This is a genomic window from Erwinia sp. Eh17-17 (assembly GCF_039675725.1).
In the GTDB taxonomy this organism is placed as follows: domain Bacteria; phylum Pseudomonadota; class Gammaproteobacteria; order Enterobacterales; family Enterobacteriaceae; genus Erwinia.
Map to the genome: position 1 here is coordinate 517,665 of NZ_JBDFQT010000002.1, position 19,792 is coordinate 537,456.

At 58.5% G+C, this 19,792-nt stretch carries 19 protein-coding genes; 9 read left to right on the forward strand and 10 right to left on the reverse strand.

Translation table 11 applies throughout. The features are described from left to right. Window positions 1-7: 7 nt before the first annotated feature. Entirely contained in the window at window positions 8-2,032 is a 2,025-nt protein-coding gene (gene uvrB, locus ABEH87_RS07755; RefSeq protein WP_346575434.1) for an excinuclease ABC subunit UvrB, read from the reverse strand. 914 nt (window positions 2,033-2,946) lie between these two features. Between uvrB and ABEH87_RS07760 the strand changes: the two genes are divergently transcribed. After that, window positions 2,947-3,663, forward strand: a complete 717-nt coding sequence (locus ABEH87_RS07760) for an ATP-binding cassette domain-containing protein (RefSeq protein WP_346575435.1) — start codon at window positions 2,947-2,949, stop codon at window positions 3,661-3,663. A gap of 66 nt (window positions 3,664-3,729) precedes the next feature. Here ABEH87_RS07760 and bioD read toward each other — a convergent pair whose 3' ends face one another. Genes bioD through bioB form a run of 4 tightly spaced genes read right to left on the reverse strand, consistent with a single transcriptional unit; the run spans window position 3,730 to window position 7,315 of the window. Next, complete coding sequence (gene bioD / locus ABEH87_RS07765; protein WP_346575436.1) at window positions 3,730-4,398, reverse strand: dethiobiotin synthase; 669 nt, start codon at window positions 4,396-4,398, stop codon at window positions 3,730-3,732. After that, window positions 4,391-5,149 carry a malonyl-ACP O-methyltransferase BioC gene (bioC, locus tag ABEH87_RS07770; protein WP_346575438.1) on the reverse strand — a complete coding sequence of 253 codons (759 nt, stop codon included), beginning with the start codon at window positions 5,147-5,149 and terminating at the stop codon, window positions 4,391-4,393. Before bioC ends, bioD begins: the two co-directional genes overlap by 8 nt. Next, the gene (bioF, locus tag ABEH87_RS07775; RefSeq protein WP_346575440.1) at window positions 5,133-6,284 is read right to left on the reverse strand and encodes an 8-amino-7-oxononanoate synthase; all 1,152 of its coding nucleotides are present in this window, start codon (window positions 6,282-6,284) and stop codon (window positions 5,133-5,135) included. Before bioF ends, bioC begins: the two co-directional genes overlap by 17 nt. Then, the gene (gene bioB / locus ABEH87_RS07780) at window positions 6,284-7,315 is read right to left on the reverse strand and encodes a biotin synthase BioB (RefSeq protein ID WP_346575442.1); all 1,032 of its coding nucleotides are present in this window, start codon (window positions 7,313-7,315) and stop codon (window positions 6,284-6,286) included. Before bioB ends, bioF begins: the two co-directional genes overlap by 1 nt. An 89-nt stretch (window positions 7,316-7,404) precedes the next feature. Between bioB and bioA the strand changes: the two genes are divergently transcribed. The 4 genes from bioA to ABEH87_RS07800 all read left to right on the forward strand — a co-directional run bounded on the left by bioA (window position 7,405) and on the right by ABEH87_RS07800 (window position 11,032). After that, window positions 7,405-8,697: an adenosylmethionine--8-amino-7-oxononanoate transaminase gene (gene bioA / locus ABEH87_RS07785; protein WP_346575444.1), complete on the forward strand. Its 1,293-nt coding sequence runs from the start codon at window positions 7,405-7,407 to the stop codon at window positions 8,695-8,697. Between the two features lie 85 nt (window positions 8,698-8,782). Next, window positions 8,783-9,829, forward strand: coding sequence for an NADP-dependent oxidoreductase (locus ABEH87_RS07790; RefSeq protein WP_346575446.1), 1,047 nt, complete (start codon window positions 8,783-8,785; stop codon window positions 9,827-9,829). Further along, window positions 9,826-10,506 (forward strand): type 1 glutamine amidotransferase domain-containing protein, encoded by a 681-nt coding sequence (locus ABEH87_RS07795; RefSeq protein WP_346575448.1) that lies wholly within the window; start codon window positions 9,826-9,828, stop codon window positions 10,504-10,506. The genes ABEH87_RS07790 and ABEH87_RS07795 overlap by 4 nt, the downstream gene beginning before the upstream one ends. 55 nt (window positions 10,507-10,561) lie before the next feature. Continuing rightward, complete coding sequence (locus tag ABEH87_RS07800; protein ID WP_346575450.1) at window positions 10,562-11,032, forward strand: kinase inhibitor; 471 nt, start codon at window positions 10,562-10,564, stop codon at window positions 11,030-11,032. A gap of 144 nt (window positions 11,033-11,176) precedes the next feature. On the opposite strand, the gene pgl is transcribed toward ABEH87_RS07800, so the two are convergent. Then, a complete protein-coding gene (gene pgl, locus ABEH87_RS07805; protein WP_346575452.1) occupies window positions 11,177-12,172 on the reverse strand; it encodes a 6-phosphogluconolactonase in 996 nt (331 codons plus the stop codon). A 143-nt stretch (window positions 12,173-12,315) separates the two neighbouring features. Between pgl and ABEH87_RS07810 the strand changes: the two genes are divergently transcribed. Beyond that, window positions 12,316-13,134, forward strand: a complete 819-nt coding sequence (locus ABEH87_RS07810) for a pyridoxal phosphatase (RefSeq protein ID WP_346575454.1) — start codon at window positions 12,316-12,318, stop codon at window positions 13,132-13,134. Here ABEH87_RS07810 and modC read toward each other — a convergent pair whose 3' ends face one another. The 4 genes from modC to ABEH87_RS07830 all read right to left on the reverse strand — a co-directional run bounded on the left by modC (window position 13,135) and on the right by ABEH87_RS07830 (window position 15,984). After that, on the reverse strand, window positions 13,135-14,193 hold the full coding sequence (gene modC / locus ABEH87_RS07815; RefSeq protein ID WP_346575455.1) for a molybdenum ABC transporter ATP-binding protein ModC: 1,059 nt from the start codon (window positions 14,191-14,193) through the stop codon (window positions 13,135-13,137). It abuts the gene before it with no gap. Further along, on the reverse strand, window positions 14,193-14,882 hold the full coding sequence (gene modB / locus ABEH87_RS07820) for a molybdate ABC transporter permease subunit (RefSeq protein WP_346575456.1): 690 nt from the start codon (window positions 14,880-14,882) through the stop codon (window positions 14,193-14,195). The genes modC and modB overlap by 1 nt, the downstream gene beginning before the upstream one ends. Beyond that, on the reverse strand, window positions 14,879-15,652 hold the full coding sequence (modA, locus tag ABEH87_RS07825; RefSeq protein WP_346575457.1) for a molybdate ABC transporter substrate-binding protein: 774 nt from the start codon (window positions 15,650-15,652) through the stop codon (window positions 14,879-14,881). Before modA ends, modB begins: the two co-directional genes overlap by 4 nt. A 167-nt stretch (window positions 15,653-15,819) precedes the next feature. After that, window positions 15,820-15,984 (reverse strand): AcrZ family multidrug efflux pump-associated protein, encoded by a 165-nt coding sequence (locus ABEH87_RS07830; RefSeq protein WP_346575459.1) that lies wholly within the window; start codon window positions 15,982-15,984, stop codon window positions 15,820-15,822. Between the two features lie 152 nt (window positions 15,985-16,136). On the opposite strand from ABEH87_RS07830, the gene modE reads away from it, so the two are divergent. From modE to galT, 3 genes are all read left to right on the forward strand, one after another. After that, entirely contained in the window at window positions 16,137-16,916 is a 780-nt protein-coding gene (modE, locus tag ABEH87_RS07835; protein WP_346575461.1) for a molybdenum-dependent transcriptional regulator, read from the forward strand. Between the two features lie 73 nt (window positions 16,917-16,989). Then, window positions 16,990-18,459: a molybdate ABC transporter ATP-binding protein ModF gene (modF, locus tag ABEH87_RS07840; protein ID WP_346576186.1), complete on the forward strand. Its 1,470-nt coding sequence runs from the start codon at window positions 16,990-16,992 to the stop codon at window positions 18,457-18,459. Between the two features lie 289 nt (window positions 18,460-18,748). Continuing rightward, the gene (gene galT / locus ABEH87_RS07845; protein ID WP_346575463.1) at window positions 18,749-19,792 is read left to right on the forward strand and encodes a galactose-1-phosphate uridylyltransferase; all 1,044 of its coding nucleotides are present in this window, start codon (window positions 18,749-18,751) and stop codon (window positions 19,790-19,792) included.

Genomic DNA, 19,792 nt, shown 5'->3' on the forward strand with positions numbered 1-19,792 from the left:
CTGTGCATTATGATGCGGCGATAAACAACTCACGCACCTGATGCAGCTGGTCGCGCACCTGGGCTGCTTCTTCGAACTCCAGATTCTGCGCGTGCTGCTGCATCTGCGCCTCCAGCTGGTGAATGCGTTTTTGCAGCCCCTTCGGTGACAGATCAACATAGGCCGGGTCGTCCTCAACGATGCTGCGCCCCTTCATGCTGCGCACCTTCGCTTTGTTCTTCGCCAGCCCCTGGCCGAGCTCCAGAATATCGGCAATTTTCTTATTCAGCCCCTGCGGCACAATGCCGTGTTCCAGGTTGTACTGCTCCTGCTTTTCACGGCGGCGTTCGGTCTCGCCGATCGCCCGCGCCATCGATGGCGTAATTTTATCGCCGTAAAGAATCGCCTTCCCGTTAAGGTTACGTGCGGCACGGCCAATGGTCTGGATCAGCGAGCGTTCAGAACGCAGGAAGCCCTCTTTATCCGCATCGAGGATCGCCACCAGCGACACTTCAGGCATATCCAGACCCTCACGCAGCAGGTTAATCCCCACCAGCACGTCAAACTCACCGAGGCGCAGGTCGCGAATAATCTCCACGCGCTCCACCGTGTCGATATCCGAGTGCAGATAGCGCACGCGCTCGCCGTGCTCTTCAAGATATTCGGTCAGGTCCTCCGCCATACGCTTGGTCAGCACGGTGACCAGCACACGTTCGTTGATCACCACGCGCTTGCGGATTTCAGACAGCAGATCGTCCACCTGGGTACCGACCGGACGCACTTCAATCGTCGGGTCCAGCAGCCCGGTAGGACGCACCACCTGGTCCACCACGTCACCGCCGGATTTCTCCAGCTCATAGTTGCCTGGGGTGGCGGACACATAGATGGTCTGCGGTGCGAGGGACTCGAACTCTTCAAACTTCATCGGCCGGTTATCCAGCGCGGACGGCAGACGGAAACCGTACTCCACCAGCGTTTCCTTGCGCGCCCGGTCACCGCGATACATCCCGCCGATCTGCGGGATGGTCACGTGGGATTCATCAATCACCAGCAGACCATCAGCCGGCAGGTAGTCAAACAGGGTCGGCGGCGCTTCACCGGGGCCGCGACCGGACAGATAGCGCGAATAGTTTTCAATACCGGAGCAGTAACCCAGCTCGTTCATCATTTCCAGGTCAAACTGCGTGCGCTGGCTGAGGCGCTGCTCTTCCAGCAGCTTATTGTTGGCCAGCAGCACCTGCTTGCGCTCCGCCAGCTCGACTTTGATCTCCTCCATCGCCTGCAGAATGCGCTCACGCGGCGTGACGTAGTGCGTTTTCGGGTAAATGGTGTAACGCGGGATCACCGATTCAATCTGCCCGGTCAGCGGGTCGAATATCGACAGTCGTTCCACTTCCTCATCAAACAGCTCCACGCGCAGCGCGTAATCGTCAGATTCTGCCGGGAAGATATCAATAACCTCACCGCGAACGCGGAAAGTACCGCGCTGGAAGGCCTGATCGTTACGGGTATATTGCAGCTCTGCCAGGCGCCGCAGGATAGCGCGCTGGTCAATGACCATACCACGCGTCAGATGCAGCATCATTTTCAGGTAGAGGTCGGGGTCACCCAGGCCGTAGATGGCGGACACCGAAGCCACCACAATCACGTCGCGCCGTTCAAGCAGAGCTTTGGTGGCAGAAAGACGCATCTGCTCAATATGCTCGTTGACCGACGCGTCTTTTTCAATAAACGTGTCGGAGCTGGGCACATAGGCTTCAGGCTGGTAATAGTCGTAGTAAGAGACAAAATATTCAACCGCGTTATCGGGGAAAAACTCTTTCATCTCACCGTACAGCTGTGCCGCCAGCGTTTTGTTTGGCGCCAGCACCATCGTCGGGCGATTCAGGTCGGCAATCACATTGGCAACGGTAAAGGTTTTGCCTGAACCGGTTACACCCAGCAACGTCTGATGCGCCAGGCCGTCTTCCAGCCCCTCTTCCAGGCGGCGGATGGCTTCAGGCTGATCGCCGGAAGGTTTGAAATCGGAATTGAGTTTAAAGACTTTGCTCATTAACAGGCTACCTGATGAAGATGTGCGCGAACCGGACTCTAATTCTACTCGGAGATGACGATTTTGCCAGCAAAAAAGACTGGATATAATTACAGTTATTTTCCATACTGCCTCAACCGATAGCAACGCTGCACTTTTGCTTTTCGTTGCGCAAACGAATGCGCATCGGGGCAGAAAAGCTTATCCCCAGAAAGTTTGGCTATTTAACATTTGTCAATACCACCCTGGCAAAAGCGCGGCGCGATCGCCTCCGGGAATTTATCTGTATTGATTTTAAATAACCAATTGATTTTATTACCTATTAACAACAAGACGAGTTTCGCAGCAACCCGTGCCTAAGCCGCGTCCGCTCTCGCCTTACAGAGGTTTTCAGACTCTAATGCACAAGGTTATCCACAGGAATAGTGGATAACTGTTTTCAGCGCCTGACACGTCTGATGTGTATAAATCGTCCCCATGCTCCCCGGCGCCCTCCAAATATTTTTTTTTGCTTTTTTTTTACCGCGTCCGGGGCATTGTTACGGGCAGCAAAGTCGAAGTTATACACCGTTGGCTCACTCTTATACCGACCGGGTTAGCCAGCCCCCAGCTCATCACTGCCCTTTTTAAAGAGCAGTTGCACCATCGCCGGGTTCCCCCGGCACTGACCCGGTGCAGCGACGGGTTGGCGGATTGAAAAGCTTTAGCAACGCTGACCAATCCCCGGCGTGAATGTTATCACCCTGTAGTTTTCTGGCCTTTTTCTGAACTGGCCTGCTATTTGCAAGCTATGACATACGCCTCACGCTTTCATCACACCAGAGCGAGGAGCACGAAGCCGCTGGCGGATCATGGTGAGACGCCGGACTGTTTGCCAGACGACAAAGAGCGTAAGCAGCAGGTGCAATCGAAAACTGTCTGGAGGAGAGTGTCAGATGCTCAGTTTACGTTCTATCAATCAATTTTATGGGCAAAACCACATTCTGTGGGACGTTGACCTGGATCTTCAGCCCGGCACCTGCACCGGTATTATTGGCCGTCAGGGGATGGGAAAGACCACGCTGGTCAACTGCATTATGGGGCACCTTCCCATCAACAGCGGCTCGATGATCTGGCAGGAGGCCAATAACCCCCCTCAGGACCTGCTGTTACAGCCGGTGGAAAAACGTGCATCGCTGGGGATTGGCTATGTTCCTCAGGGACGTCATATTTTCTCGCAGATGACGATTGAAGAAAACCTGCAAATCGCGCTGCTGGCAGGGGCTGGAATGGAGCGTCATCGGGCCATCCCGGCGATGGTTTACGATCTGTTCCCGGCACTCTACTCCCTGCGTCATCAGCGCAGCGGCGAGCTGCCCATGGATCAGCAACAGCACCTGGCGCTGGCACGCGCGCTGGTCCTGCAGCCGAAACTCCTGATTCTGGATGAACCGACGGAGGGGATGTCACCGTGGCTGGAGGAGGAAATGGGCAATCTGATCCACCGTCTGAATCACGACTTTGGCATGACCATTTTACTGCTGGAGCAGCGCCTGTCGTTTATCCGCCGCGTGGCTGACTATTTTCTCCTGCTGCACCGCGGGCGCAATGTGGCGCACGGCAAGCTGGCCCAGCTGGATGACAGTATGGTGAATACGTGGCTGACGGTGTGATGACACCGTGTCGTTCAGCAAGAAAGGCGCAGGGGCGGACCTTCTGTTCGGGTCCGCCCGACAACATCAGGGCAACGTCACAAACCGCCCGACATCTGTAAAATCACGCTCCGCCAGATGCGGGATCTCCCCCAGCAGCGGCGCGTCAATGCGCTTTCTCAGCGTGTCCAGATATGCCTCGTGCCGTTTTCCCGCAGGCTGAATGCCGTTGGCAATCCACCCAGCCAGTCTTAACCCTGCCGCCTGAACTGCCTGAGCGGTGAGCAAAGCATGGTTGATACACCCCAGCTTCACCCCCACCACCAGAATCACCGGCAGCTGCTCCTGTTGCACCCAGTCGGCAAAGGTCATGCTGGCTGACAGCGGGGTAAACCAGCCGCCAGCGCCCTCCGTCAGCACCCAGTCGGCCTGCTGTGCTATCACTTCCAGCCCGGCAGAGAGCTGGACTGCGGTAATCGGCCGCCGCTCTTCCGCGCTGACAATATGCGGTGAGGTGGGCTCGAGGAATGCCAGCGGATTAACGACCCCGTAAGGCAGCCTGACCGCGCTGTATTTTTGTAACGCCAGCGCGTCTTCGTTACGGATACCGTCCTGAGTCATCTCACAGCCGGAGGCCACTGGCTTGTAGCCCGCGCAGCGATATCCGGCCCGCTGCGCGGCCTGTAACAGCGCACAGCTGGCCACGGTTTTTCCCACTTCCGTATCCGTTCCGGTCACAAACCAGCGTTTACTCACACTCAATCACTCCTGATACCAGTTGATAGCTCAGCAGGCAGCCACGCGCATCGCGTCGCCAGACCTGTTCCAGCTGTTGCAGACGGCTGCGGCTCAAAGTCTGGCCGTCGCGTCCGTGATGCAGATGGGTGGCCCCAATGCCTTTTAACGAACGCAGCAGGCTGAGAACGTCCGGGAAAGCCAGCGTCAGCGTGAACGGGGTCAGCGCCAGTGGCATTCCGACCGCCGCCTGCTCCAGCTGGCTCAGGCTGACAAAACGATTAACCGGCGCATGCCCCCCGATCGCCTGCCACGCTTGCTGCACCTCATTCAGTGAGCCGGCGAGCAGCGTGGAGAACAGCACCTGCCCGCCCGGCTTCGTCACACGCCGCAGCTCTTTCAGCGCCTGAGGTAAGTCGCTGCACCACTGGATGGCCAGATTGCTCCAGCTGCGGTCGAAGCGGGCTGCGGCAAACGGCAGTGCTTCAATATCGCCGCGCTGATAGCGGTCAGCCGCCTGGCTGAGTGCTGCCTGCTGGAGCATTTTTTCTGACAGATCCAGCGCGGTAACGTGGTGCCCGGCACTGCGCCAGCGCTGGCTGAACCAGCCGGTGCCGCAGCCGGCGTCCAGCACCTGTAGTGCGTGAGCGGGACGGGCCAGCGCCATCAGATGTTCGCCACACTGGCGCTGAAGGTCGGCATGTTGGTTATAGCTCTGCGCGGCGCGGCCAAAAGCAGCCGCCACCGCCTGTTTATCAACAATCTGCAGCATGCAGCGCCTCCAGAAGCCGATCGATGTCATCCCGCTGATGAGCCGCGCTGAGGGTGATACGCAGCCGCGAGGTGCCCGGTGGTACGGTCGGCGGGCGAATCGCACTGACCCAGCAGCCGCGTTCGCGCAGCCGCTGCGACAGCCTTAGCGCTGCCTGCTCCTCCCCGATTATCAGGGGCTGAATCGGGCTGTCGGACGCGGCCAGCCTCCAGCACAGCCCCTGTGCCTGCTGGCGGAAGTAGTGAATATTGTCGGTCAGCCGCTGGCGCAGCTCGTCCCCCTGCCGGACGCAGTGCAGGGCTGACTGAAGTGCGCAGACCTGCGCCGGAGGCATAGCGGTGCTGTAGATCAGATGACGGGCAAACTGCAGCAGATATTCCGCCGTGTCATCGTCACACAGCAGTGCCGCCCCGCTGACGCCAAACGCTTTGCCGAAGGTGACGATCAGCAGTTCCGGCTTCACGCCCTGCTGCCAGCAGCTGCCGCGCCCCTGCTCGCCGCAGACGCCGCTGCCGTGCGCGTCATCCACCAGCAGCCAGCTCCCGCTCTCCTGAGACAGCCGGTGCAGCTGCGCCAGCGGCGCGCGGTCACCGTCCATGCTGAAGATCCCTTCGGTTACCACCAGCGTCTCTCCGCTGGTCTCTCTCTCCAGCAGTGCCGCCAGAGCGCCAGGCTGGTTGTGTGCAAAGCGGCGCAGCGTGGCCGGGCTGAGGCTGGCAGCCTCCAGCAGCGAGGCATGGCACAGCTTATCCGCGAAGATGCGGTCATTTTTCGCCATCATCGCTGCTATCACTGCCTGATTCGCCGCAAACCCGGAGATGAACAGCAGCCCGCGCTCGTAGCCCAGCCAGTCGGCAAGGTCATTTTCCAGCGCCTGCTGTGGCACACGGTAGCCGGTGACATGCGCCGACCCGCCGGCACCAACGCCATAGCGGGCTGCGCCCTGCTGCCAGGCACTGATGATGCGGGCATCATGGCTCAGCCCGAGATAGTCGTTAGCGGAAAAATTGAGATAGTCCTGCCCCGCTACCCGCAGGCTGCGCGCGTCGCCCTGCTGGCAGGCGTGGCGCTGACGGTACTGGCCGCAGCTGCGTCGCGCGCTCAGTGACTGTGCCAGACGTTGTGACCAGCTCATTACACCGCCGCGTTGTAAAACAGGTCGGTATCAGCCTGCATCAGCTGCAGCGCCAGCGCCTCCTGCTGTTCGTTATCGCCGCTGTCGGTCACGCTGTCCTGCGGATTAAGGCCCAGCTTGCGGAACAGAACGCGATCTTTGTCCTCCTCCGGGTTCGGCGTGGTCAGCAGTTTGCAGCCGTAGAAAATGGAGTTGGCCCCGGCCATAAAACACATCGCCTGGGTCTGTTCGCTCATCTGCTCGCGCCCGGCAGAAAGCCGCACGTGGGACTGCGGCATCATGATGCGCGCGACCGCGATGGTGCGGATAAAATCGAACGGATCGACGTCATCGTTATCCGCCAGCGGGGTGCCTTTCACTTTGACCAGCATGTTGATCGGGACACTTTCCGGCGGCGTCGGCAGGTTGGCCAGCTGCACCAGCAGCCCGGCACGGTCGCTGACCGTTTCACCCAGCCCGACAATGCCGCCGGAGCAGACTTTGATACCGGCATCACGCACCTGCCCGAGGGTGTCCAGCCGCTCCTGGTAGCTGCGGGTGGTGATAATGCTGCCGTAAAACTCCGGCGAGGTGTCGAGATTGTGATTGTAAAAATCCAGCCCGGCCTGCGCCAGGCGCTGTGCCTGCTGCTGGCTGAGGGTGCCCAGCGTCATGCAGGTTTCCATGCCCATGGCTTTCACCCCCTGCACCATCTGCTCGAGATAAGGCATGTCGCGCTCGTGCGGGTTTTTCCACGCGGCCCCCATGCAGAAGCGCCCGGACCCGGCCGCTTTGGCTTTGCGCGCCGAACTGAGTACCTCCTCCACCTCCATCAGACGCTCGGAAGCCAGCCCGGTTTTATAACGCGAACTTTGCGGGCAGTATTTGCAGTCTTCCGGGCAGGCCCCGGTTTTAATCGACAGCAGCGTACTGACCTGCACCTGGCGCGGGTCAAAATGCTGGCGATGGATCTGCTGCGCTTCAAACATCAGCTCGAGAAAAGGCTTATCAAACAGCGCCTGCGCCTGAGTGAGGGTCCAACGTGTTGCCATTGTTTGCTCCAAAAATATCTGTCATTTGTCTTCACGGCCTGGTTATACTTGTAAACTAAATTTTTTGTTTTTGGTTTACAAGTGATTTTATGACCCCAGACGATCTCGCCTTCGACCGTGACCATATCTGGCACCCGTATACCTCCATGAGCCAGCCGCTGCCCTGCTATCCGGTCGTGGCGGCGCAGGGAACGACATTACAGCTGGCGGATGGCCGCGAGCTGGTAGACGGCATGTCATCGTGGTGGGCGGCGATCCACGGCTACAATCATCCGCGCCTCAATCAGGCACTCCAGGCACAGATGGCACAGATGTCGCACGTGATGTTTGGCGGGATCACTCATCCGGCCGCAGTGGCACTGTGCCGTCGTCTGGTGACGATGACCCCGGCGCCATTGAGCTGCGTTTTTCTTGCCGACTCAGGGTCGGTGGCGGTGGAAGTGGCGATGAAAATGGCGCTGCAGTACTGGCAGGCCAGGGGCGAAAAGCGCCAGCGCTTTCTCACCCTGCGCAACGGCTACCACGGAGATACCTTTGCGGCGATGTCGGTGTGTGACCCGCAGAACTCCATGCACAGCCTGTATCAGGGCTATCTGCCGGAACATCTGTTTGTGCCGGCCCCACCGCGCTTTGACCAGCCGTGGCAGGAGCAGGACGCCGACGCCCTTGAACAGGCGATAACGGCCCACCATCACCAGTTGGCCGCGGTGATCCTTGAACCCATCGTGCAGGGCGCGGGCGGCATGCGCTTTTACCATCCGCGCTATCTGCAGCGGGTGCGCGAGCTGTGCGACCGTTACCAGCTGCTGCTGATCGCCGATGAGATTGCCACTGGCTTTGGACGCACCGGTAAGCTGTTTGCCTGCGAACATGCCGACATCAGCCCGGATATTCTCTGCGTGGGCAAGGCGCTGACCGGCGGTACGATGACGCTGTCGGCGACCCTGACCACCCGCCAGGTGGCGGACACCATCAGCAACGGTGCGGCGGGCTGCTTTATGCACGGTCCAACGTTTATGGGCAATCCGCTGGCCTGCGCCGTGGCGGCGGAAAGCCTTGCCATGCTGCAGGAAAATCACTGGCAGGGGCAGGTCAGCGCCATTGAGCAGCAGCTGCGCACAGCGCTCCTGCCGCTGAGTTCACAGCCGGAAGTGGCTGACGTGCGCGTGCTCGGCGCGATTGGCGTGGTGGAAACCCACAGGCCGGTGAATATGGCCGCGATGCAGCAGTTCTTTGTGGAACAGGGCGTCTGGATCCGCCCGTTTGGCCGACTGATTTATCTGATGCCCCCATACACGATCGCCCCAGGAGCGCTGAAGCGGTTAACGGACGCGGTTGCCGCCGCCACAGCACATCCTGCCCTGTTTAATTGTCTGAAATGAAGGCACCCTCCGGGCAGCCATCATGATGATGAGCTACGCTTTTACCAGGTTTTTTGCGGCTTACTGCCGCACATCAGGAGATAACATGCCACAAGATAAACACACTAATCGTCGGCTGTTGCTGGCATCGCGCCCGCACGGTGCGCCGACACCAGCCAATTTCCACCTGGAATCCCAGCATGTTCCCCAGCCGTCCAGCGGTCAGGTTCTGCTGCGCACCGTCTGGCTGTCGCTTGACCCGTACATGCGCGGGCGCATGAGCGATGCTCCTTCCTACGTACCGCCCGTCGCCATCAATGAGGTGATGTGTGGCGGAACCGTGTCGGTGGTTGAACGCTCAGAACACGCTGATTTCGCCGTGGGCGACTGGGTGCTGGGTTACAGCGGCTGGCAGGATTTTGCCCTCTCTGACGGGGAAGGTCTGGTCAAACTCAGTGGCCCGGTGCTGAAACACCCGTCGTGGGCGCTGGGCATGCTCGGTATGCCTGGGTTCACTGCCTATATGGGCCTGCTGGATATTGGTCATCCTCAGGCCGGGGAAACCGTGGTGGTTGCCGCCGCAACTGGCGCAGTGGGCTCGCTCGTGGGTCAGATTGCCAAACTCAAAGGCTGCCATGTTGTCGGGATCGCCGGCGGGGCAGAGAAGTGCCGCTATGCCGAAGAGGTGCTGGGCTTTGACCGCTGCCTTGACCACCGTGATGACAACCTGGCCGCTCAGCTCAGCCGCCACTGTGCCGACGGCATTGACGTCTATTTCGAAAGCGTGGGAGGCAAGGTGTTTAATGCCGTTCTGCCGTTGATGAATACCAAAGGGCGTATCCCGGTGTGTGGGCTGATCGCTGACTATAACAGCACCGGCGTGAGTGACGGCCCGGACCGCCTGCCGCAGCTGCAAAGCGCGATCCTGCGCAAACGCCTGCGCGTGGAAGGCTTTATTATCAACCAGGATTACGGCCACCGCTTTGATGAGTTCTTCCGCCAGATGAGTCAGTGGGTTGCGGAAGATCGTCTGGTATTCCGCGAAGATATTATCGACGGGCTGGATAACGCGCCGGAGGCTCTGATTGGTATGCTGCAGGGCAAAAACTTTGGCAAAGTCGTGGTACGTGTCGCAGGAGATAAACCGCAATGAAACTGTTAATGGTACTGACATCGCACGACAAGCTGGGTGATACCGGAAAGAAAACCGGATTCTGGCTGGAAGAGTTTGCTGCGCCGTATTATGTTTTCCGCGATGCCGGGATCAACGTTGTGCTGGCCTCTCCCGCCGGCGGACAGCCGCCGCTTGACCCGGTCAGCGACGCACCCGATGCGCAGACCAGCGACACCGAACGCTTTCGCAACGACATCGCTGCACAGCAGGCGCTGGCCAATACCCAGCGGCTTGATGCCATCGATGCTGGCGATTTTGATGCGGTGTTCTATCCCGGCGGCCACGGGCCACTGTGGGACCTGGCAGAAGATGCGACCAGCATTCAGCTGATAGAAACGCTGTTCGCCAACGGCAAGCCTGTCGGCACCGTCTGCCATGCGCCTGGGGTGCTGCGTCACACCAAAAAACCTGACGGTACGCCGCTGGTCGCCGGTAAACGCGTGACCGGTTTTACCAACAGCGAAGAAGAGGCCGTAGGCCTGACGGATGTGGTACCTTTCCTGGTGGAAGACGAGCTGAAAAAACTCGGCGGTCAGTTTGAACGCACCGACGACTGGGGCGTTTTCGTGCTGACCGATGGCCACCTGGTCACCGGGCAAAATCCGGCCTCTTCCGCTGCGGCAGCCGAAGAGCTGCTCAAGTTACTTCATCAATAATACGTTGTTAACCTGGACTTGAGCTTGCCTTAAGTCTGGAGGTTAAGGAGATGGAATGAAACTAGTGAGCCAGGATTTCAAAGACGGCGACAAACTGCCCGAGCGCCACGTGCTGAATGCGATGGGCTATCAGGGCGATAACCTGTCACCGCATCTGGCGTGGGATGATGTTCCCGCAGGGACCAAAAGTTTTGTTGTCACCTGCTATGACCCCGATGCCCCTACCGGCTCCGGCTGGTGGCACTGGGTAGTGGCGAATCTGCCCGCAGACACACGCGAACTCGCGACCGGCTCAGGTCAGGCAGACCTGCCAGCGGGTTCAGTGCAGACGCGCACAGACTTCGGCAGCGCAGGCTACGGCGGTGCGGCTCCTCCGAAAGGAGAATCCCACCGTTATATCTTTACCGTACACGCTATCGATGTAGAAAAGCTGGAAGTGGATGAGAACGCCAGCGGCGCGATGGTAGGTTTCAACGTGCATTTCCATACGTTGGGCAGCGCGTCTATTACGGCGATGTATTCTTAAAGATACGTGACACAGGCAGGGCGACCAAAAAAGAAGGTCGCCCCCTACGCGAGATGTCATTTTCGCGTAGGGATTGACCTTCTTTTCGTGTCGTGGCTGACCTTGTTTTCTTGTAGTGGCTGACCTTCTTTTCCGGTCAGCCAGTTAATCCAGCTGGTGTACCACCACCCACATTGGCCCCTGCCCTACCGCATAGCGTGCCAGCGGCTGCAACAGTCCGCGATCGGCGGTGATTTTGTACACCCCGATATGGTGAGATTTCTGTCCGGCTGCAACCAGATACTGACCGCTGTTATCAATATTGAAGCCACGCGGCTGAGTTTCTGTTGGCTGATGGCCTTCAACGCTCAGGGATGCCCCCTCAGCGCTGATGCTGAACGTGGTAATGATGCTGGCGGTGCGGTCACAGCTGTACAGATGACGGCCATCCGGGGTGATATGAATATCCGCAGCCCAGCGGGTTTCACTGAAGCCTTCCGGCATCATATCCACGCTCTGTACTTTCTCTACGTCCCCTTTGGTTAAATCCCAGACGTCAACGGTGCTGTCCAGTTCGTTGACGCAGTAGGCGTAACGCTGATTCGGGTGGAACGCCATATGACGCGGACCGGCACCGGCTTTGGTTTTCAGCTCAGACTGCGCACGCGGCGTCAGTTCACCGCTGTCAGACAGGCTGAACAGCGCGATGCGGTCCTGCTTCAGCGCGGGAACAAACAGCGTCTGATTGTTCAGGTCAATATTGGCGGAGTGGCAGCCGTCCAGACCATTTATCGTCTGAACCGGCGCGCCCGGCAGGCCATCGGCACCGATCGGGCTGACGCTGACGAAAGCATCATTGTAGGAACCGACAAAAATAAAACGCCCCTGACGGTCGGTCGAGATGTGCGTCGGGCTGCCGGCCAGAGGCGCATGGCCCGCTTCTTTCAGTTTCCCTTCGCCATCAATGCGATAAGCCACTACGCGAAAATCCGGACGCACGCCGACATAGAGAAACTTTTTGTCCGGGCTGACCACCATCGGCTGCACCTGACCTGGTGCATCCACCACCTGCAACAGCGTTAATGCGCCATCATCGTTATTCAGCTGCCAGGCGTGGATCTGCTGGCTCTCTGGACTGGCGGTATAAACAACTTGTTTCATGAATGCTCCTTGTTCTGAACGGGAATCGGTAAGTGGCTCTTCACCCTTATCATCGGATTATGCTCTCTCTTTGCACCGCCAGTTTTGTGGCTGACGTCACAAGGTGTACACTTATTGACTTCTTTTGAGCCACGGAAACTGTTATGAGCTATCGCATCATCGCCCTCGATCTGGACGGCACGCTGTTAACCCCGACCAAAACCATACTGCCAGAATCGCTGGAAGCGCTCAAAAAAGCGCAGCAGGCTGGCATCAAAATCCTGATCGTGACCGGACGCCATCATGTGGCCATCCATCCTTTTTATCAGGCACTGGCGCTGGATACACCTGCAATCTGCTGTAATGGCACTTATTTGTATGATTATCAGGCGAAAAAGGTTTTAGACAGTGACCCGTTGCCGAAAGATCAGGCGCTGCGCGTGATTGAGATGCTCGGTAGTGCAGGGATCCACGGCCTGCTGTACGTTGATGATGCCATGCTGTATCAGACCGAAACCGGCCATGTGACGCGCACGATCAACTGGGGGCTGTCGCTGCCGGAAGCACAGCGTCCGACCTTCTTACAGGTTGACAGCCTGAGTGACGCAGCAAACCATGCGCATGCTATCTGGAAGTTTGCCCTGTCTCATGCTGACACCGCCGCGCTGCAACAGTTCGCAGAAAAAGTCGAAGCGGAGATGGGCCTCGCCTGCGAATGGTCCTGGCACGATCAGGTGGATATTGCCAAAGCGGGCAACAGCAAAGGCAAACGTCTGGCGCAGTGGGTGGCCGCCAATGGCTATCAGATGAGTGAGGTTATCGCCTTTGGTGATAACTATAACGACCTGAGTATGCTGGAAACCGTCGGTCTGGGCGTGGCGATGGGCAACGCTGACGATGCGATTAAAGCGCGGGCGAAACGCGTGATTGGCACGAACCTGGAGACCGGAATTGCCGACACTATCTACCAGGAAGTGCTGTAATCAGGTGGTGATTGAGACGCTTTTGATTTGAGCAAACAGCCACATATTCGGTTTTATCATCAGTTCATCGCGGGCCCAGGGCGTAATTCGCGCCCACAGCTCGCTTTGCCCCACCAGCAGTTTCACTTCAACCTGATTGTCGATCTCCAGTAGTTCAGCCACCTGAGCAGGAATGATGTTACGGATGCTGCTGTTGACCGGCGGCTTCAGCACCAGCGACACATCTGCCGCCTGAATGCGGATACGCAACGGTGTGCCCTGAGGAGCATCAACCCGGTTCACCCAAATGTGCTGGTCACCCAGCGACAGGGCCGTCATCTGATAGTGCGGATGCTGTTCCAGCACCTGCACGCGCAGAATGCTGCTCTGGTCGCTTTTCAGCAGCCACGGACGCATGGCACTGCTGCCCCAGACACGCTCCAGCGAGCCAAACGCTTTGACCTGCCCCTGGTCCAGCACCATCACGTTATCGGCCAGATGCAGCAGCTCATCCAGACTGTGACTGACATAAAGGATCGGCGTCGCAACCTGGCGGGCCAGTTTTTGCAGCCAGTCCAGCAGCTCGCGTTTGCGCGGCAGGTCAAGGGAAGCCAGCGGTTCATCCATCAGCAGGATTTCCGGCGCGGTCAGCAGCGCGCGGCCAATCGCCACGCGCTGTTTTTCACCGCCAGAAAGTGACCAGGGGAAGCGGTCAAGCAGCGCCTCCAGGCCCAGTAGCTGCACCAGAGCATCAAACTGTGGGCGCATGCTTTTCACCATGCCATATTCCAGATTGCCGCGTACCCGATAGTGCGGGAACAGGCGGGCATCCTGGAAGACGTAGCCAATGCGCCGCTTCTCCGGCGGCAGCCAGATCCCCGTGACGGTATCGCTCAGCACCCGCTCGTTAAGCGTAATGCTGCCCTGCTGTGGCACGGTCAGCCCGCCGATAGCATTAATCAGTGAGGTTTTACCGGCACCGGAGACGCCGAAAATAGCCGTCACGCCGCTGGCAGGCACGTTGGCCCTGACCGTCAGGGTGTGATCGCCCTGCTGTTGGGTAAAATCAAGGATCAGCATCAGAGACCTAAACGCTTACGACCCCAGCGGGTCAGCCATTCGGAAAGGAGCAGGGAAACCAGCGCCAGCAGGATAGCTATCACGCACAGACGTGCGGTCGCTCCCTCTGCGCCCGGCGTTTCAATCAGCGTATACATGGCAGACGGCAGCGTGCGCGTCTCGCCCGGAATATTAGACACGAAGGTGATGGTGGCACCGAACTCGCCCAGCGAACGGGCAAATGCCAGCACCGTTCCGGCAATAATACCGGGCAGCGTCAGCGGCAGCGTGATGGTAAAAAACACCCGCCATCGCCCGGCACCAAGGGTATGAGCGGCCTGTTCCAGCCGGGTATCCACCGCCTCCAGCGCCAGACGAATGGCGCGCACCATCAGCGGGAAGGCAATCACCGCCGAGGCCAGGGCCGCACCGCGCCAGCTGAAAGCAAAGCTGAAACCAAACCAGTCATACAGGTATTCACCAATCAACCCGCGCCGCCCGAATCCCAGCAGCAGCAAATAGCCGACCACCACCGGCGGCAGCACCAGTGGTAAATGGATAATGCTGTCGAGCAGGGTTTTGCCGGGGAACTGACGGCGCACCAGCAGCCACGCCATCAGGATCCCCAATGGCAGACTACAGGCGACCGCAGCCACGGACACTTTCAGGCTTAATTCAACCGCCTGCCATTCGGGCTCACTGAGGATCATCTCTTGGGTGCAAATCCATATTGTCTGAATACGGCCGCCGCTTCCGGCCCTTTCAGGTAGTTGTAGAAAGCGCTCACGCTGGCGTTGCTATGGTCTTTCACTATCGCCATCGGATACTCCACGGGCTTGTGGCTCGCTTCCGGGAACGTGCCAACCACGGTCACTTTTTTACTGGCTACCGCGTCGGAACCATACACGATACCGTAAGGCGTTTCATCGCGTTCGACCAGCGCCAGCGCCGCACGTACACTGTTGCTGCGCGCCATCAGCGGAGAGAGCTGCTGCCAGGCGCCCAGGTTCTGTAGCGCTTCTTTGGCATAAATCCCGGCCGGAACATGATCGGGGTCCCCCACGGCCAGGCGCTGGCCTTTCAGCAGGCTTTTCCAGTCAGTGTCTTTGCTGATAGTCACCGCCTGCGGCTGACTGGACGCAGGTGCCACCAGCACCAGATTGTTACCCAGCAGCGTCACCCGGCTGCCATCATCAATGGTTTTCTTCTCAATCGCATAATCCATCCACTGCTGGTCGGCAGAGATAAACAGATCCGCTGGTGCGCCCTGCTCAATCTGGCGCGCCAGCGTTGAGGATGAGGCAAAGGAAGAGACGATCTTCACCGTCTTCCCCTTCTCATACTGGCTGGCAATATCCTGCAGGGCATTGGTCAGTGATGCGGCAGCAAAGACGGTGACTTTTTCCGCTGCCACGGCGTGACCGCCGACGCTCAGGGTGATGGCCGTGGCGGCCAGCCAGTGATTCCATTTTACAGACATGTGTTCTCTCCAGTGGGTTCGTTATGTACTGAATGATATAACGATAAACCGGGATCTGTAACCGTCATTATCGGCATCTTTTGTGAGAAGTTTAACGGCGAGAGGGGAGCAGAGAATACAAAAGCAAACGCCCGGAAATCCGGGCGTTTAGAATGGCGTGTGGTGTCTTACTGGGCGATGCGGTTTTTTTTCGCCGGCTGGTCATCACGGTGACCAATTTTGGAAATAACGTTAAATACTTCACCCAGGCCCCAGATCAGACCGAGGATAATCGCCATGACGATTGGCACCATGATAATGGCAACGGCCAGGCCCTTCAGTAACTCCAGCATGGAAACCTCATCTTACTGAACAAAGAAGCCATTGTAGCGATAGTCGCTAAGAAAGCACTGACCTTTTGTGCCTTCGTGCGCATTTTATTCGCCGCGCACGAAAGGTATCAACTGATACAATCGGCGTTTTGACCCGACTGACCGGAGTTCTTATGCAGGCTGACATTTCCCTGATCCTGAAATTACAGCAGCGGCTGTTTGCCGACCCCCGCCGCATTGAGCTGCTGCGCCAGATAAAAGCGAGCGGCTCCATCAGTCAGGGAGCCAGGCTGGCGGGTATCAGCTATAAAAGTGCCTGGGATGCGATAAACGAGATGAACCAGCTGGCTGACCGCCCCCTGGTCGATCGCGCCACCGGCGGCAAGGGCGGCGGGGGTGCAGTCGTCACGGCCTGGGGCGAGCGCCTGATCCAGCTTTATGGCCTGCTGGAGCAAATTCAGCAAAAAGCATTTGATGTGTTGCAGGACGACGCCCCGCTCGGCAGTCTGCTGGGAGCCATTGCACGTTTTTCGCTGCAAACCAGCGCCCGCAATCAGTTCTTCGGCACCATTGTCGCCCGCGACAGCCAGCCGGTGCAGCAGCATGTCACGGTCCTGCTGGCCGACGGCCTCACGCAGATTCAGGTGGCGCTGACCGAACAGAGCGCCAATCGCCTCCAGCTGCAGAGCGGTAAAGAGGTGCTGGTACTGATTAAAGCACCGTGGATTGCAGTAAGCAGCGGGAGTGCGCAGGCGGATAACCAGCTGCCCGGCACCGTCACTCAGATTGAACAGGGGGAAACACACAGCGAGATCCTGATTGCGCTGAGCGGCGGAGAAACCCTGTGTGCTACCGTGGATAATCAACAGATTGCGCAGCAAAAACTCCAGCCGGGCGCGGCGGTGACAGCATATTTCAATGCCGATCGCGCCATCATCGCGACGCTGCTCTGAATCCTGCGGGCAGGTTTGACATTGCCAGGCGCGAAGGCCCTAATAATCTGGATTGCAAAAAATGGAAGATATGATGGCAACATTGCAAATTACGCAAGGCATCTTTCGCCTGAGCGATACCCGAACACTTAACCTGCACGACCTGACCCTCACCGCTGGTGAGAGCTGGGCTTTTGTCGGCGCCAACGGCAGCGGCAAGTCCTCGCTGGCCCGCGCCCTGTCCGGTGAACTGCTGCCGTCGAAAGGCCAGGTTGAAAACCAGTTTCGGCGCCCCATCCGTTTGTCGCTGGAGCAGCTACAAAAGCTGGTTGCCGACGAATGGCAGCGCAACAACACCGATTTGCTCAGTGCTGATGAAGACGATACCGGCCTGACTGCCCGTCAAATCATCGAGGAAACGGTTCGCGACGATGCCCGCTGCCAGCAGCTTGCCGCGCAGTTTGGCATCGGACACCTGCTGACGCGCCGCTTTAAGTATCTTTCCACCGGGGAAACGCGCAAAACGCTGCTCTGTCAGGCGCTGATGGCTCAGCCGGACCTGCTGATCCTTGATGAACCGTTTGACGGGCTGGATGTGGCATCGCGCGCTAATCTCGCCAGTGTACTGGGCATCCTGCAACAGCAGGGCATCACGCTGGTGCTGGTGCTTAACCGCTTTGATGACATTCCCGATTTCATCGACCGGGTGGGCGTGCTGGCAGAGTGCACTCTCACCCATACCGGCGAGCGCAAAGCCATCCTCGCGGAGGCACTGGTGGCCCAGCTGGCACACAGCGAACAGCTGGCAGGGATGACACTACCGGAAGCCGACGATGCCAGCGCCCTTCCCGCTCTGGCTGATGACGCGCCGCTGATTACGCTGCGCGATGGCGTGGTATCGTATGACGATCGCCCTATCCTGGATCATCTCAGCTGGCAGGTGGAACGCGGTCAGCACTGGCAAATCGTGGGCCCCAATGGCGCCGGGAAATCCACGCTTCTCAGCCTGGTGACGGGCGACCACCCGCAGGGCTACAGCAACGACCTGACGCTGTTTGGCCGCCGCCGTGGCAGCGGAGAAACCATCTGGGATATCAAGCAGCATATCGGTTATGTCAGCAGCAGCCTGCACCTTGATTATCGCGTCAGCAGCAGCGTGCGCAATGTGGTGATCTCCGGCTTCTTTGACTCGATTGGTATTTACCAGGCGGTATCTGACCGTCAGCAGGCACTGGCCAGGCAGTGGCTGGCGCTGCTGGGCATGAGCGGGGCCGTGGCGGATTCCCCGTTCCACGATCTCTCATGGGGTCAGCAGCGTTTGGTGCTGATCGCCCGTGCGCTGGTCAAACATCCGGCGCTGCTGATCCTCGATGAGCCGCTGCAGGGGCTGGACCCGATTAACCGCCTGCTGGTTCGCCGCTTTGTCGATGTGCTAATCGGTGAAGGCCGCACCCAGCTGCTGTTTGTTTCCCACCACGCTGAGGATGCCCCGCAGTGCATCACCCACCGCCTGAGCTTTGTGCCGGAGGGCGACGGATACCGCTATCGCCAGGACAGGTTGTAATTATTCGTTAAACACGGGGTGACCGGAAAAAAGGGTCGCCCCCTACGCGATTGGTGTAGGGGCTGACCTTCTTTTCCGGTCATCCCGCAATGAAAATGTAACCGCTACCATTATTTCCTTCACCCCGTCTGATATTCTGCTATCCATGCGCTATTTTTATTGATACTTCGGATTTTTCAGCTTGTGTAAACGATTCCATTTATACAGACTTGATCACGCTTTCCGCGCGCGCATTGTGCTATTTTTCTTTCAGCTCAACGATGCATAAACCAGGTTATCAGGACTCTACATGCAGAAATTTAATCCGGTCGATCACCCTCACCGTCGCTATAACCCGCTGTCCGATCAGTGGATTCTGGTTTCCCCTCACCGCGCCAAACGACCGTGGCAGGGTGCGCAGGAAACCGCGTCGCAGGAAAAACTGCCTGCACACGATCCTGACTGCTTCCTCTGTCCCGGGAATACCCGCGTGACCGGGGATAAAAATCCCGATTACACCAGCACTTACGTTTTCACTAACGACTTTGCCGCGCTGATGACGGATACGCCGGATGCGCCAGACAGTGACGATATGCTGATGCGATGCGAAAGCGCGCGCGGTACCAGCCGGGTGATCTGTTTCTCTCCGGATCACAGTAAAACGCTGCCCGAACTGACGCTTGCCGGTCTGGTGGACGTGGTGAAAACCTGGCAGGAACAGAGCGCCGAACTCGGTCAGCACTATCCGTGGGTGCAGGTATTTGAAAATAAAGGCGCAGCGATGGGCTGCTCTAACCCGCACCCGCACGGCCAGATCTGGGCCAACAGCTTCCTGCCTAACGAAGCAAAACGTGAAGACGACCTGCAACGTGCCTGGTTCGCGAAACAGGGTTCCCCCATGCTGGTGGATTACGCCGCACGTGAACTGAACGATGGCAGCCGTACCGTGGTGGAAACCGAGCACTGGGTCGCCGTCGTGCCGTGGTGGGCAGCGTGGCCGTTCGAAACGCTGCTGCTGCCGAAAGCCGCGGTTAAGCGTCTGCCTGACCTCAGCGACGCACAGCGAGACGATCTGGCCGTGGCGCTGAAAAAGCTCACCAGCCGCTACGATAACCTGTTCCAGTGCTCTTTCCCGTATTCCATGGGCTGGCACGGTGCGCCGTTTAACGACGATGCTAACGACCACTGGCAGCTGCACGCCCACTTCTATCCGCCACTGCTGCGTTCAGCGACAGTGCGTAAATTTATGGTCGGCTATGAAATGCTGGCTGAAACCCAACGTGACTTAACGCCGGAGCAGGCCGCAGAGCGCCTGCGCGCCGTCAGCGATATTCATTTCCGTGAGGCGGAATAA